Raw genomic sequence first — 13,162 nt, 5'->3', positions numbered from 1 at the left:
TAGGACGCAAAATGATCTATGAAGACGAATTTATAAAAGTAGAGCAAGAGGCTAGCGAGCTACCTTGGGTCAAAATTTTCACCCAAAAGCCGTTTAAAGAGCTTAGCGACTGCGACGAGCAGACACGCGCGCATCTGTTTGAAGCGATGATGATGACCGAAAGGGCGATGCTGAAATTTTATAAACCCGCAAAGATCAATATCGCAAGCTTTGGTAACTACGTCCCGCACGTGCATATCCATGTCATCGCGCGTTTTAAAGACGATAAATTTTTCCCACAAAGCGTTTGGGGTGAGGTGCAACGCGAAAGCTCGCTAAATTTACCGCAGTTTGAGCGGTTTGCAAAAATTTTAGCCACCGAGCTAAAGGATAAATTTTGCTGAATTTTAGGAAAAACAAGGTCGCTTATATAGTCGTTTTCATCGTATTTTTGGTATTTGGACTGCTTTATGATCTCTACTGCTCTTATGAGCAAGAGCAGCAGCAAAGCAATATGAAGAGCTTTTTTGACTATCACATAAAGCAGCTAAACAAAAATATCGAGGACGCAAAGCTCTCATCTATGGCGATCGCGGTGCTGCTAGGACAAAACGACAGCATACAAAAATGCCTGCTGAATTTAGACAGGGACGAATGTATAAAAAATGTTAACAACATCGTAAATACGCTAAGTGCGGTCTCGATGTATAACAATATAAAAATTCATCTACACACAAAAGATCTAAAAAGCTACGTAAGAAGCTGGGATACAAATCAGTTTGGCGACACGCTGACGTCGTTTCGCTATCTGATAAACCAAGCCATAAAAAAGCAAAAACCAGTCGCCGGCATAGAGGCTGGAGTGGCAGGCGTTTATATGCGTGCGGTCTCTAGCGTAGCATACGAGGGCGAAAACATCGGCAGTGTCGAGGTTTTACTAAACTACGAGCATTTGGGGAATTTTTTCAAAGAGCAAGGCATCGACCTTTTCGTGTTGCTTGACAAAAACCAAGCCATCTCGCACAAGCCGGGGCCAAATGACGATCTTTTAAAAGACTATTACATAGAAAATTTAAACAGCGCGAATTTAAATATCCTCGAAATTTTGCGCGGCATAGACTTTGAAAAGACTGATTTTTACACGTATAAGACGCACTATTTTAGCATGGTGCCTCTCATCGACGCTAGCTCAAAGAGGATAGGATACTACGTGCTTCACATAAACACGGACACCAAAGAGCGCAACATATCGCAAAACTATCTGCACGCCGAGGAGCTGTTTTAAGATGTCTCGCTCGCAAGTAGCGAGCAAGCGAATTTGACTACACTTAAATTTCAAGAGACATCTTTTAAAATTTTAAACGTATAAAAAAATGTGCTGCCCTCGCCGGGTACGCTCTTTACATCATAGGCGATGTCATTTTTTTTGCAGATTTCAGAGACGATATTCAGCCCCAGTCCAAAGCCGCCTTGCACCTCATCTTCGCGCTCGTATCGTTTCCAGATACGTTTGGTGTCTTTTATGCCCTCGCCGAAGTCCTGCACGCTAAGCACGGCCGTATCGCTATTTTGAGCTAAATTTATGAAAATTTGCGTATCTTGCGGGCTATATTTTATGGCGTTGGTTATGGTGTTGTCGATGATGCGCTGGGCGGCGAGCTTGCTTATGAGCACGAATACGCCGTCTTTTATGTCGGTGATGAGTTTTATATGTTTAGCCCCGGCGACGCTTCTTAAAAACCTGACTCGCTCAAGCGCATACATACCAAGATCCAGCCTCTCTTTTGGGAATTTTATGTATCCGCGCTTTATGAAGTATTCCACGTCTTCGTAGGTTATTTGCATCTGCTTGAGCGCGTTTTTTATGCGGTTGGTGTATTTGTTCTCAAGTCCCAGCATCTCTAAATTTATCCCGGCAACGCCAAGAGGCGTTTTTAGCTCGTGCATGGCGTCGTTAAAGAAGTTGTTCATATATTTTTGCACGTCCTTGTAGGGCTTGACGCTACCAAGATAGGAGACATAAAGTATAAATGACACCGCCGTTAGTATCAAAGTCAGCATGAGTGCGGTCAAAAACAGCATCTTTTTGTGGCTTTGCTCTTGGGCGATCACGATGTAGTATGGCTGCTTGTCTTTGACAAAAAAGCTCTTGTAAAATAAAAATCCGTTTTGTTCCAGCACTACGAATTTAAAATCTTTAGGCTTCATTGTCAGGTTTGAAACGATAGGGGTGAAATTTTGATCGTAGATCGCGTATTTGTAGATAAGCGAGCTTGGCATGCTCTCGTTGCCTAAAAACAGCGTCCTTATGCGCTTTTCGTGTTTTATGAGACCAAAAAGATTTTTAGAGGTCTCATCTTTTTGGCTTAAATTTAAGATGACGAAGCTTTGAAAGACAAATAGCGCCATTATGATAAATGTCGCTAATATCGGGACTTTAAAGCTTTTTTGCATCTATGCGGTAACCGACTCGTCTTTTTGAGGTGATAAAGTCATTTGAGGTCTTTTGGCGGATCTTTAGCACGTGCATGCGGATATCGGCACCGTCTATCTCTTTATCGCCCCAAACTTGCTCTCTGATGTCCTCCATGCTGACATAGGTATTTAAATGAGCGACTAGGCACTGCACTAGCTCGATCTCTTTGGCGCTTAGCTCGATCAGTTCGCCATTATGATGCAAGGTCTTTTTGTTCGCGTTAAAGTCAAAGTCTCCGTTTAGCTTGACGATGTTTTTATCGTCCACGCTGTAATACTTCCTCATAAGCTCACCCACGCGAAATTTCAGCTCGGCAAGCTCGAAAGGCTTTTTTAGGTATTCGTTACATCCTAGCTCGTAGCCTATCGCCATATCGTCTATATCCACAAGCGAGGTCATTATCATTATAGGAGTATCTAAATTTAGGCTTTTTATATATTTTATGACCTCGTGTCCGCTGAGGTATGGCACCTTGATATCTAGGATAAAAAGATGGTAAAAATTCTTAGCTATCAGATCACAGGCCATCTGTCCATCGCTGGCGCATTCGACATCGTAGCCTAGTGTCTGCAAATACTCGCAGACACTTTCGCAAAATTGTAAATCGTCCTCTAAAAGTAAAATTTTCAAGTTTTAAGCCCCCGTAAAAATTTGCCCTGCATAAACTATGTAGTATCTTAGCAAAATTACGCCGCAAATTACAATAAACGTGTTAAAAACTATCACGGCAGGCTTAAAAGCGTGTCCTTTTAACGCAGTAAAGTCGATTAATATCGGTAAAATCAGCCCCACGCCAAGCACGCCTATCCAAAAGATAAACGCCAGGTAGTTTGCACTAAGTGCCTCTTTTGCCGCCTTCATGCTGACTTCGCCACCGTTAAACATCAGAGCAAATAGCACGCCAAGAAGCGCGATCTCGCAAACTATCGCAAAAAGATCGAATTTCAGTAAGCTTGAAACTACGTGTTTATCTACGTCCTCTTTAAAGAAGATCATGCCGCAAAGCACACTGGCTGCGATGCCCGAGCTAAAGCCAGAAACCAAAAACAGCACAGGCAACACCCAAGTATCCCAAAGCGGCACTTTATGCACGGCACTTAGTAAAAAGCCCGTATATACGCCAACTCCGATAGCCAGGATAAAAAGTAAAATTTCGATGAATTTTACCACTCCAAAGCCGATCAGCAGATCTGAAATTTTACTCGGTAAGGCGAAATTTAGCCTCTTTAGCTGCGGTGCGAAAGCTACCAGCAAATATACGCAAGCAAGCGGCGTATAGACTAAAAGCAACGCGACGCCGATAGACATCACGGAGGTGAAATTATACTTTAAAAGTATCCAGTAAAAGCTAAGCGGCTTGCCAAGATCAAGCACTAAAAGCGATAGCCCCGTTATGATCGCTAGCGGCGCGAGGATGGCTGCAGCCTTAAAGCAAGCGTCAAAGCGAGAGCCGGCTGAAATTTGGGCTAAATTTATAAATTTCCATCTATATTTTATCGCCACCATCATCACTCCGGCGGAAAGCCCCGCCAAAAATAGATACAAGGCTATCGGCCACGGCCAGTAAATTTCAGTGTATTGAGTCATGCTTCCCCACATGTTATTCATGGCTTCCTCCTTTGCGGTTGGCTATCATCGCAAGCTGCGGATGAGTTTTAAACTCGGCTTTTGGCAGATAGACCTTTTTGTTTTTCATGAGCTTTGAAATTTCAGAATTTTCATCGTTTGTATCGCCAAAGACCAGCGCATCCGTCGGACAGACGCTGACGCAGGCAGGCTGCTTATCTTTAGAGAGCCTGTTTTCGTAGCAAAACGTGCATTTTCCTATCTCGCCTGTCTTTGGCTCTACGAAGCGAGCGTCGTAAGGACAGGCTAATATGCAGTATTTGCAGCTCACACAGATACGGTGATCTAGTAAGGTGACGCCCTCTTTCGTCTTAAAGCTAGCTCCCGTCGGACAAACGTCCACGCAAGGGCTATCCTCGCACATAACGCAGCTTTGGCGGATGAAGTCAAGCTTTAAATTTGGAAATTCCCCGATCATCTTTGAATGCACCTGCAAGCGATAAACGCCGTTAGGAACGCCGTTTTCGCTCCTGCAAGCCACAGAGCACGCCTGACAGCCTATGCATAAATTTTCATCATGTATCATCATGTATTTTTTCATTTTCTCCCCTTTACGCCTTAAGTATATCCACGCCGACATTTGTCACCATCGTAGCGGCCACCGGCCCCTCCTCGGGGCTCAAAAGAACGCTGGAATTCACTCCGATCCCGTTTGCGCGGCTCATGCCAGGTGTCACGTGGCCAAAGCCGTGATAAACAAACAGCGTGTCCTCTCTGATACCTTGAGTGAGCATGATCTTGCCTTTTTGTTTGCCGTATTTGTTTTGCAAAACGACCTCGTCGCCGTCTTTTAAATTTTTACGAGCGGCGGTATTTGGATGTATCCAGATAGGAGACTCACTCATTAGATCGTGTAAAAACGGCACGTTTTGAGTATGGCCGTTTGTATGTACCGGCGTTTTACCGCTCATCAAACAAAGCTCATGCCCGTCAAAGACGTCGATATCTTTTGTATTTAGACAGCCATATCCAGGGAATTCCGCCTCGACCTGCTCGCTAAAAAGCTCGATCTTGCCGCTTTTTGTAGCGAGCTTTGCTAGCCCGTCCATGAGGCCGTTTTCACCTACAAACTGCGCTGCATTTGGAAATTTCTCCACGAATTTATCGATAAGAGCCTTTTCTCTAAATAAAATTCCAGGCACTTTCCACGTGACATAGCCGTCTTTTTCTAGCGCACTTAAGAGCTCGACATTGCCCTTTACCTGCTGCATACGCCACTCGCGCATGTCGTTCCAGGTGTAAAGCTCATCTATCTTCATCCTGCGCGCAAGCTCTCTAAATATGCCTGCGCCGTCCTTGGTGTCGCCTATTGGGTCTACTATTTTATTTCGTATCATGTATGCTGGCTTGAGGCCCGACTTATCCTCGATGCCTTCGTCGCGCTCGAGATATGTGCTCTCCGGCAAAACGACGTCGGCATAGGTAGCCATATCGTTTAGATAGATATCGCTAACCACGATGAAATCGAGCTTCTTGAGCGCCTCTACGCTTTTATCGGTGCCTGCGACGTTTATTAGGTGGTTGAAGCGGATGTTGAACCAGCCCTTTATAGGATAAGGTTTTTCGCTCAGTATCGCCTCGTTTATATCCATCAAAACGCCGTGTTTGCGGCTGACGAATTTATGCTTCCCACTATCTCCTGCGTGATCGAGGCGTGTCACTTTAGGCACTTTAAACGGCTCGTCCATATTTTTAAGCTCCGGAAAGTCGCTCGTTCCGGTCAGCTTGTTGAAAGTCTTTGCGTTTTTACCGCCAAACAAGCCGCCTTTGACCTCCCAGTTGCCCATCATCGCATTTGCCGTCATTATGGCGCGCGTTCGCATATACTCGGCCTTTGTCGTGGTCGTCTTGTGTCCAAAGTCAATGATGACGCGCGGAGCTGCAGCCCAAATTTCAGCCGCTATGCGCTCTACTGTGCCGGCTGGTATGCCGGTGATCGCCTCTTGCCACTGCGGCGTGGTGTCTTTGGTGTTTTCCACGACCTTATCAAAGCCGATCGTAAATTTATCGATAAATTCCTTATCGTATGTGCCGTTTTTTATCCAAGTGTTGATAAGCGCCATGACAAAGGCGATATCGGTACCGGGCTTTACGGGCAGCCACTCGTCCGCTTTTGAGGCCACTACGCTAAATCTAGGATCCAGCACGAGCAGCTTGGTGTCCTTTTTGTCGGCAAATTTCGCTAGCTTTTTAGCATCGGCGATGACGATGCCTTCAAAGAGATTGTGTCCGAAATTCACAACGTATTTTGCGTTTGCAAAGTCGCGCTTAAGCTTAGGCTTGCCATACATATGCTCGCACACCATCTGATACGTGATCGGACAGCAAGAAAAGTGTGAAAAGCAGTTTGGCGAGCCGTAGCTGCTGGCGAAATTCACCATCAGCTTATGAGTTTGGCTCGATTTTGCAGTGAAGACAAAACTCTGGGCTCCGTATTTTTCCTTGATCTCGAGCATCTTTTTTGCGACTAGATCAAGCGCCTCGTCCCAGCTGGCCTCGCGCCACTTGCCCTCACCTCGCTCGCCTGCGCGTATGAGGGGCTTTACGATACGCTCTTTGTCATAAAGCTGGTTGTGCCCTGAGCCGCCTCGAGCGCAAACAGACGTAGCCGTCCCGCTTGCTTTGTGATTGCCTTGTATGAAGACGTTTTTGCCATCGACCACGCGACCCTCGATAGGACAGCGCGAAGAGCACATCTCGCAAAAGCTTGGTGTGAAATTTTCACTGCCCTTTAGCGCACCGGCACCTACTGCGCCGAGGCTTCCGGGCGTAAGACAGGTCGCTAGAGCACTAGCGCCCGCACCGATTTTTAGGAAATCTCGTCTAGATTTATCCATCTCTCCCTCCTTGATATTTTATGGCATTTTATTATCTTTGCGTAAAAATAAGGTAAAAATTTGCTTAAATATAAAGTTTAATTTTTATATTTTATATTTTGAGATAAAGACTATCAAAAAGGAGGATTTTTAATGAAATTTTGGCTTTTAAAATTTTACTATGTCCTAGCGAGTCAAAGCTCACTCGTAGCTGCAAGCAAAAATTTTATCAACAATTTTAAAGTAAAAGGCTCTGTTATAATAAATCATTGATACTTGCTTTGCTTCTGCTTTGCAGTTGCAAACGAAGTGAAGCAAAAATCGGCGATGATAGCGTCGCTTCACAAGGTTTTTACAGGGATGCTGCTCGCATTCTCCTGCCTTGAAATCTGAAAATCAATGAAATGTTGTAACAGAGCCAAGTAAAATTTAAAGAAAGAGACCGAGAAAGCATCTCGGTCAAAATTTTATAGAAGTATAGGTGCTACTATAAAGCCTAACGCAACTGAAACTGCGACCATTATAGTGCCCGGTATAAAGAAAGAGTGGTTGAATACGAATTTTCCGACTCTTGTCGTTCCTGTATCGTCCATCGCTATCGCACCAAGAGTGGTAGGATATGTAGGAAGGACGAATAGTCCTGAAACAGCTGCAAATGAAGCGACTAGTATCCAAACTTGACCTGAATTTTCAGGGCTTGTCATACCAAGTGCTAGCGCGACGACAGGCATCATGACCTTTGTAGTAACAGCTTGTGAATAAAGAAGTGCACTAACAAAGTATAAAACGACAGCCAAAACGAATGGATATTGTTTTACGAATTCAGATGCCACAGCTTTGATCGCATCAACGTGTCCGCCGACAAACGTGCTGCCTAGCCATGCGATACCAAGTACGCAGATGCACGCGTTCATACCGCTTTGGAAAGTGCTAGTTGAAAGTAGCTTGCCTGTCTCGACTTTGCAAAGCATAACGATAAACGCACCAATAGTAAGCATGAAGCTGATGATCGCACCATCTCTACCAAGGATGACCGGGTTGATAAGTCCGACGTTCTTTGAGATAGCCAAAGCGTAGATGACGACGGCTAAAACGCCGATACCAAAGATCGCGACAGAGCGTTTTGCATAAGGTAAAAGCTCCTTTTCCTCATGTCCCTTGATCTCTTTGACAAGACCTTTTGCAAGTCTTTCTTGATAAATAGGATCTTTTGAAAGGTCCAAATCATAAAACATATTTACTATGAATGCAGTTATGAGCATGCCAACGAATGTAGTAGATATGCAGATGAAAAGCAACATAGGATAATTCACACCAAGTGGCTCACATAGACCGCTCATCGCGACAAATGCCGCTGATATCGGGCTAGCAGTGATCGCTACCTGAGATGAAACGACTGAAAGCGCAAGCGGAGCGGAAGGTTTTATATTTTCGCTTTTTGCGACCTCGACGATGACAGGTATCATAGAAAACGCAGTGTGTCCAGTGCCTGCAAATACAGTCAATAAGTAAGTCACAACAGGAGCTAGATAGTTGATCTGTTTTGGATTTTTACGCAAAATTCTCTCTGCTACCTGAACCAAATAATCAAGTCCGCCTGCAACCTGTAAAGCTGTGATAGCAGAGATGACAGACGCGATGATCAAGATGACGTCCCAAGGTAAATTTGCCGGCTTCATGCCAAAGCACAAGGACAAAATAATAACGCCAAGACCACCGGCGTAACCTATACCCATACCTCCTAGTCTAACGCCTAGGTAAATACCTCCAAACAAGACTATAATCTGTAAAATCAGCATTATATCCATTGGAATCTCCTTTTAAAAAATTATTTTAAAAATTTTAAACTCTCAAGCATTGAAAGCTGGGCGGCTCTCAATGCTTTTATGATTAGGATTTTATTACAATCAGTATAAAACTTAAATTAAATCCTTAAATTTTATAACTAATTTTATTTACCTATGTCGTCTTTACTCATGCTAGGATTTAGCATATTTTTCGGCTCAAGGATTTTATCTATCTGAGCCTTTGACAAGTAGCCTCTCTCAAGGCAGATATCGCCGACAGCTTTGCCTGTTTGAAGCGCCTCTTTAGCGATGCTTGCTGATTTCTCGTATCCGATATGCGGGTTGAATGCTGTGACGATACCGACTGAGCCAAGGACTGATTTTAGGCAAGCCTCAGGGTTTGCAGTCAGTTTCTTGATGGCTTTTTCAGCTAGCGTTTTCATCGCGTTTTCAAGTATGCAAATAGAGTTGAATAGTCCATAAGCGATACCTGGTTCAAACGCGTTTAGCTCGAATTCGCCTCGCTCGCTGCAAAGCATGATAGTCACGTCGTTGCCGATGACCTCATAGCAAGCCTCACCTACGACTTCGGCGATGACAGGGTTTACCTTGCCAGGCATAATGGAGCTGCCAGGTTGCATTTGAGGTAAATTTATCTCGCCAAGTCCGCATCTTGGGCCTGAGTTCATCAAACGAAGGTCGTTTGCTATCTTTGAAAGGCGAACGGCGGCTGTTTTTAGTGCACCGCCTACATGGACGAAGTCCGCAGTATCTTGTGTAGCTGCGATGAAATCATCCGCAGCTTCAAATTTCACTCCGGTTATCTCAGATAGCTTTTTCTCGACTACGAATTTATAGTCAGGATGGCAGTTGATACCTGTTCCTATCGCAGTCGCGCCCATATTTAGATATCTCATTGACTCGCGTGCAGCAGTGATCTTTTCGATGTCGCTTTTGATGTAAGTGGCAAAAGCGTTAAATGTGTTGCCAAGTGTCGTAGGAACGGCGTCTTCCAGCTCTGTCCTACCCATTTTGATGACATCTTTCCACTCTTTTGCTTTTACCTCAAGCTCGCTTTTTAAAAGCTCCATAGCTTTAAGCAAATCGGTAAGTTTAGCGTAAGCTGCTACTTTGATAGAGCTTGGATAAGTGTCATTCGTGCTTTGACCTAAATTTGTGTGGTCGTTTGGATGAAGGTATTGATATTCGCCTTTTTTATGCCCCATGCTCTCAAGCGCGACGTTTGTGATGACCTCGTTTGCGTTCATATTCGTGCTGGTTCCCGCGCCACCTTGGATCATATCTACGACAAATTGATCTCTAAATTCGCCCGCAATGAGTCTATCGCAAGCTTTAGCTATCGCATCTGCTTTAGCAGCCTCTAAAACGCCGACTTCTTTGTTTGCAAGAGCCGCAGCTTTTTTGATCTGAGCGAAAGCTTTTATAAAATAAGGATAGTCGCTTAGTTTTCGTCCGCTCATATGGAAATTCTCAAGTGCTCTGAATGTTTGCACACCGTAATAGACATCATTAGAGATTTCAAGCTCGCCGATGAAGTCGTGTTCTTTTCTAGTACCCATAATGGTTCTCCTTTATAAGAAATTGTTATCGGAATTATAAACTATTTTTTAATTTCAAAGATTAATTTTTAATTTGTGGTTTAAGTTTTTCAGGTAAGGCTTGTTTAGCAATGTTTTTAGAGACAATTAATAATATAATTTAAGCTATATTTTATATTATTGGTCGAAAAAATTATTATAGATATAAAATAGTAACGTTTTTATTACTAAAAAGTCACACTAATCTTGTGATTTTCATATTTTTTTTAAGTTTCACATCTAAATTTTAAAGAGTATTAATACAAAATAAACTAAATTTTAGCACTCATAAATAGCAAATGATAAAATTCTGATACAAAGGTGATACTTTTATGAGATTTTATAGCAGAAAATGCCGTTTTCAAAACGGCATTGTAAATGAAAGTTTAATCCTCAAGTCCTAAATTCTGACGGTATTCTTCGTATGTGCCTCTAAAATCAACCACTTCGCCATCGCCTTTTAAGTGCAAAATTCTATTTGCGAAAGCGTCGATCAGCTCTCTATCGTGGCTCACGCATACGACGCTTCCGTTAAAATTATAAAACGCCTCGCCAAGTGCGATGATCGCTTCAAGGTCTAGGTGGTTGTTTGGCTCATCCATCACGAGTAAATTTGGACGATGCAGCATGAGCTGAGCGAGCCTGACGCGATGCTTCTCGCCACCACTTAAAGCGCCCACGGCCTTTTCCTGTTCGGCACCGCTAAAAAGCATGCGCCCTAGGCACTTTCTGATCTCGTCGATATCCTTGTTTTTAGCATCTTGCAAGTATTCATAAAGCTTTAGATCGCTGGTGATTTTATTTACGGTATCTTGCGCGAAATACCCCAGCTCGATAGTCGCTCCGATATGCACCGAGCCGCCATCTGGGGCCAGCTCACCGGTTATTAGCTTGCAAAGCGTGCTTTTGCCAACACCGTTATGGCCGATGATGGCGAGCTTATCACCCTTTTCAAGCTTGAAATTTAGCCCATCAAAGACGACTTTATCGTCAAATTTCTTGCTTAAATTTTTGATCTCGATAAGCTCGTTTCCTATCTCGCGGTTCGTGCGAAAAAGTATGCTAGGATCGCGTCTGCTCGATACTGCGATCTCGGCGATATCCAGCTTTTCAAGCTGTTTGGCGCGACTGGTCGCTTGCTTGGCTTTGCTCGCATTTGCCGAAAAGCGCGCGATAAACCGCTCTAGCTCCTCTTTTTCCTTCAGTTTCTTGTCGCGCTCCATCTCGTGCTGTTTGGTGATGAGGTTCGCCGCCATATACCAGTCGTCGTAATTACCCGAAAATTCACGGATTTTCTTAAAATCCACATCCAAAATATGCGTGCAGACGCGATTTAAAAAGTGCCTATCGTGGCTGATAACTACAAGCGTTCCCTCGTGGTGATTGAGCTCGTTTTCCAGCCATGCGATGGCGTCGATGTCGAGGTTGTTCGTCGGCTCGTCCAAAAACAAAATATCAGGCTTTGGAAACAGCACTTGCGCCAAAAGGACCTTGACCTTTTCGGAATTTTCAAGCTCGCTCATAAGCTTATCAAACTCATTTAGTCCCAGTGAGCTTAAAATTTTCTCGATCCTGGTTTCGTATTCGTATGTGGGATCCTCCTCTGCGGTGATCATCTCAAGCTCGCTTAGTCGGTCGTTTATGGCGTCTGTAAATTCAGGGCTCTCATAAAGCTTTTCTTTTTCTTTGACCGCGTCGTAAAGGCGCTTGTTGCCATATAGCACGGCATCTTTTAGGCTGAAATTTTCAAACGCGAACTGATCTTGACCGAGCACACCCACACGAAGACCGTTTTCTATCACGATCTCGCCGCTAGTAGGCTCTATCTCGCCACTTAAAATTTTTAAAAATGTCGATTTCCCGGCGCCGTTCGCACCGATCAGTCCGTATCTGTTGTGGCGATTTAGCTTTAAATTTACATCTTCAAACAGCAAGCTACTGGCAAATCTCTGTGTCAAACCTCTAACTTCTAACATTATTTTCCTTTAAATTTTAAACGGTAATTTTGCCAAAAATTTTATTAATTTCTAATCTTTTAGCAAAATAATACGCAAAGCCCGCCGTCATTTAAATTCGGCTTCTTTCTGATAAAGTGTTAGTTTCCTGGAATTTAAGCGTAGTCAAATAGGATGAGCGGCGACATTGCCCTCCGAAAATCAGGGAAGCCGTAAGGCTGACCGCGATTTTCGTGCTACACGTTAGACACTCTGTCGCAAGCTCATTCTATTTGTGAAGCTTAAAAAATTTATCAACACTTTATTAGTAAAGAGCCAAATTCCATTGTATAGCATAAAGCCACAGTCGTAAAAATAAAATTTCTCCCTCATTTTATCCGAAAATGCCCGGTCAGCTTAAAGCGATCCAAGATGTCTTCCTCTTGCGTCCCAGAGCCGATATTGTGGATTATAAGCGGTGTAGAGCCGTTAAATTTATCGGAGACGATGCCGATGTGAGGGAGATTACCCGGTAGCTGCCACGTGAGTATGTCTCCTGGCATGAAAGTAGCGTCATTCACCTCAAGTCCTCGCCTTTTTAGATATGTAGCGATGTTTAGCACACGGCGATGATCGATGTTTTTATCAGTTCTTTTTAGACCCCATTTTTTAGGATAGGAGCTAAAATTTTTAGCCATATCGTCATGTATCAGCTTTTGTAAGTCTATATTTTGAAGTCTCAAGGCTCGCACCAGCACATCGGAGCGCACACCTTTTGAGATCTCCACATCGCCCATCGGATAGGCAAGACTAGAATATGAGGGATCGTAATAGATCGTAACGCCGATCTGGCTCCTGGCGTCAGTGACTAGCTTTTGTGGAGAAAAGGCGAACAGCACCGTAGCAAAAAGCATCAAAATTTTAAAAATTTTCAAATTTGATCCTA

11 protein-coding genes are annotated in these 13,162 nt (G+C 43.8%); 2 read left to right on the top strand and 9 right to left on the bottom strand.

Going from position 1 to position 13,162, the window contains the following annotated elements:
• Positions 1 to 11: 11 nt before the first annotated feature.
• Entirely contained in the window at positions 12 to 383 is a 372-nt protein-coding gene (locus HMPREF1139_RS05900) for an HIT family protein (RefSeq protein WP_009650578.1), read from the top strand.
• Positions 377 to 1,264 carry a cache domain-containing protein gene (locus HMPREF1139_RS05895; RefSeq protein WP_009650582.1) on the top strand — a complete coding sequence of 296 codons (888 nt, stop codon included), beginning with the start codon at positions 377 to 379 and terminating at the stop codon, positions 1,262 to 1,264. The genes HMPREF1139_RS05900 and HMPREF1139_RS05895 overlap by 7 nt, the downstream gene beginning before the upstream one ends.
• Positions 1,265 to 1,314: 50 nt before the next feature.
• Here the strand turns inward: HMPREF1139_RS05895 and HMPREF1139_RS05890 are convergent, their stop codons facing one another.
• The 9 genes from HMPREF1139_RS05890 to HMPREF1139_RS05850 form a co-directional block, all read right to left on the bottom strand.
• Positions 1,315 to 2,433 (bottom strand): sensor histidine kinase, encoded by a 1,119-nt coding sequence (locus HMPREF1139_RS05890; protein WP_009650492.1) that lies wholly within the window; start codon positions 2,431 to 2,433, stop codon positions 1,315 to 1,317.
• Positions 2,417 to 3,085: a response regulator transcription factor gene (locus HMPREF1139_RS05885; protein ID WP_009650467.1), complete on the bottom strand. Its 669-nt coding sequence runs from the start codon at positions 3,083 to 3,085 to the stop codon at positions 2,417 to 2,419. The genes HMPREF1139_RS05890 and HMPREF1139_RS05885 overlap by 17 nt, the downstream gene beginning before the upstream one ends.
• A 3-nt stretch (positions 3,086 to 3,088) precedes the next feature.
• Positions 3,089 to 4,063 carry an NrfD/PsrC family molybdoenzyme membrane anchor subunit gene (gene nrfD, locus HMPREF1139_RS05880; protein ID WP_009650516.1) on the bottom strand — a complete coding sequence of 325 codons (975 nt, stop codon included), beginning with the start codon at positions 4,061 to 4,063 and terminating at the stop codon, positions 3,089 to 3,091.
• Positions 4,056 to 4,622, bottom strand: coding sequence for a 4Fe-4S dicluster domain-containing protein (locus tag HMPREF1139_RS05875; RefSeq protein ID WP_009650594.1), 567 nt, complete (start codon positions 4,620 to 4,622; stop codon positions 4,056 to 4,058). The genes nrfD and HMPREF1139_RS05875 overlap by 8 nt, the downstream gene beginning before the upstream one ends.
• A 10-nt stretch (positions 4,623 to 4,632) precedes the next feature.
• Positions 4,633 to 6,918, bottom strand: a complete 2,286-nt coding sequence (gene phsA / locus HMPREF1139_RS05870; protein ID WP_009650463.1) for a thiosulfate reductase PhsA — start codon at positions 6,916 to 6,918, stop codon at positions 4,633 to 4,635.
• Positions 6,919 to 7,364: 446 nt separating this feature from the next.
• A complete protein-coding gene (locus HMPREF1139_RS05865; RefSeq protein ID WP_009650555.1) occupies positions 7,365 to 8,705 on the bottom strand; it encodes an anaerobic C4-dicarboxylate transporter in 1,341 nt (446 codons plus the stop codon).
• A gap of 143 nt (positions 8,706 to 8,848) precedes the next feature.
• Positions 8,849 to 10,264: an aspartate ammonia-lyase gene (locus tag HMPREF1139_RS05860; protein ID WP_009650521.1), complete on the bottom strand. Its 1,416-nt coding sequence runs from the start codon at positions 10,262 to 10,264 to the stop codon at positions 8,849 to 8,851.
• A 404-nt stretch (positions 10,265 to 10,668) separates the two neighbouring features.
• Entirely contained in the window at positions 10,669 to 12,258 is a 1,590-nt protein-coding gene (locus HMPREF1139_RS05855; RefSeq protein ID WP_009650528.1) for an ABC-F family ATP-binding cassette domain-containing protein, read from the bottom strand.
• 347 nt (positions 12,259 to 12,605) lie between these two features.
• Entirely contained in the window at positions 12,606 to 13,151 is a 546-nt protein-coding gene (locus HMPREF1139_RS05850; protein ID WP_009650494.1) for a DUF1287 domain-containing protein, read from the bottom strand.
• Between the last annotated feature and the right edge of the window lie 11 nt (positions 13,152 to 13,162).

This window comes from Campylobacter sp. FOBRC14, from assembly GCF_000287855.1.
GTDB classification, from domain to species: domain Bacteria; phylum Campylobacterota; class Campylobacteria; order Campylobacterales; family Campylobacteraceae; genus Campylobacter_A; species Campylobacter_A curvus.
The sequence above is the reverse complement of the archived record's forward strand: the minus strand, read 5'-3'. Positions and strand labels throughout refer to the sequence as shown.

Bases quoted from the DNA above. Each gene is read 5' to 3' on its own strand.
- HMPREF1139_RS05900 (WP_009650578.1), top strand. From the start codon at position 12: ATGATCTATGAAGACGAATTTATAAAAGTAGAGCAAGAGGCTAGCGAG.
- HMPREF1139_RS05890 (WP_009650492.1), bottom strand. From the start codon at position 2,433: ATGCAAAAAAGCTTTAAAGTCCCGATATTAGCGACATTTATCATAATG.
- nrfD (WP_009650516.1), bottom strand. From the start codon at position 4,063: ATGAATAACATGTGGGGAAGCATGACTCAATACACTGAAATTTACTGG.
- HMPREF1139_RS05875 (WP_009650594.1), bottom strand. From the start codon at position 4,622: ATGAAAAAATACATGATGATACATGATGAAAATTTATGCATAGGCTGT.
- phsA (WP_009650463.1), bottom strand. From the start codon at position 6,918: ATGGATAAATCTAGACGAGATTTCCTAAAAATCGGTGCGGGCGCTAGT.
- HMPREF1139_RS05865 (WP_009650555.1), bottom strand. From the start codon at position 8,705: ATGGATATAATGCTGATTTTACAGATTATAGTCTTGTTTGGAGGTATT.
- HMPREF1139_RS05860 (WP_009650521.1), bottom strand. From the start codon at position 10,264: ATGGGTACTAGAAAAGAACACGACTTCATCGGCGAGCTTGAAATCTCT.
- HMPREF1139_RS05855 (WP_009650528.1), bottom strand. From the start codon at position 12,258: ATGTTAGAAGTTAGAGGTTTGACACAGAGATTTGCCAGTAGCTTGCTG.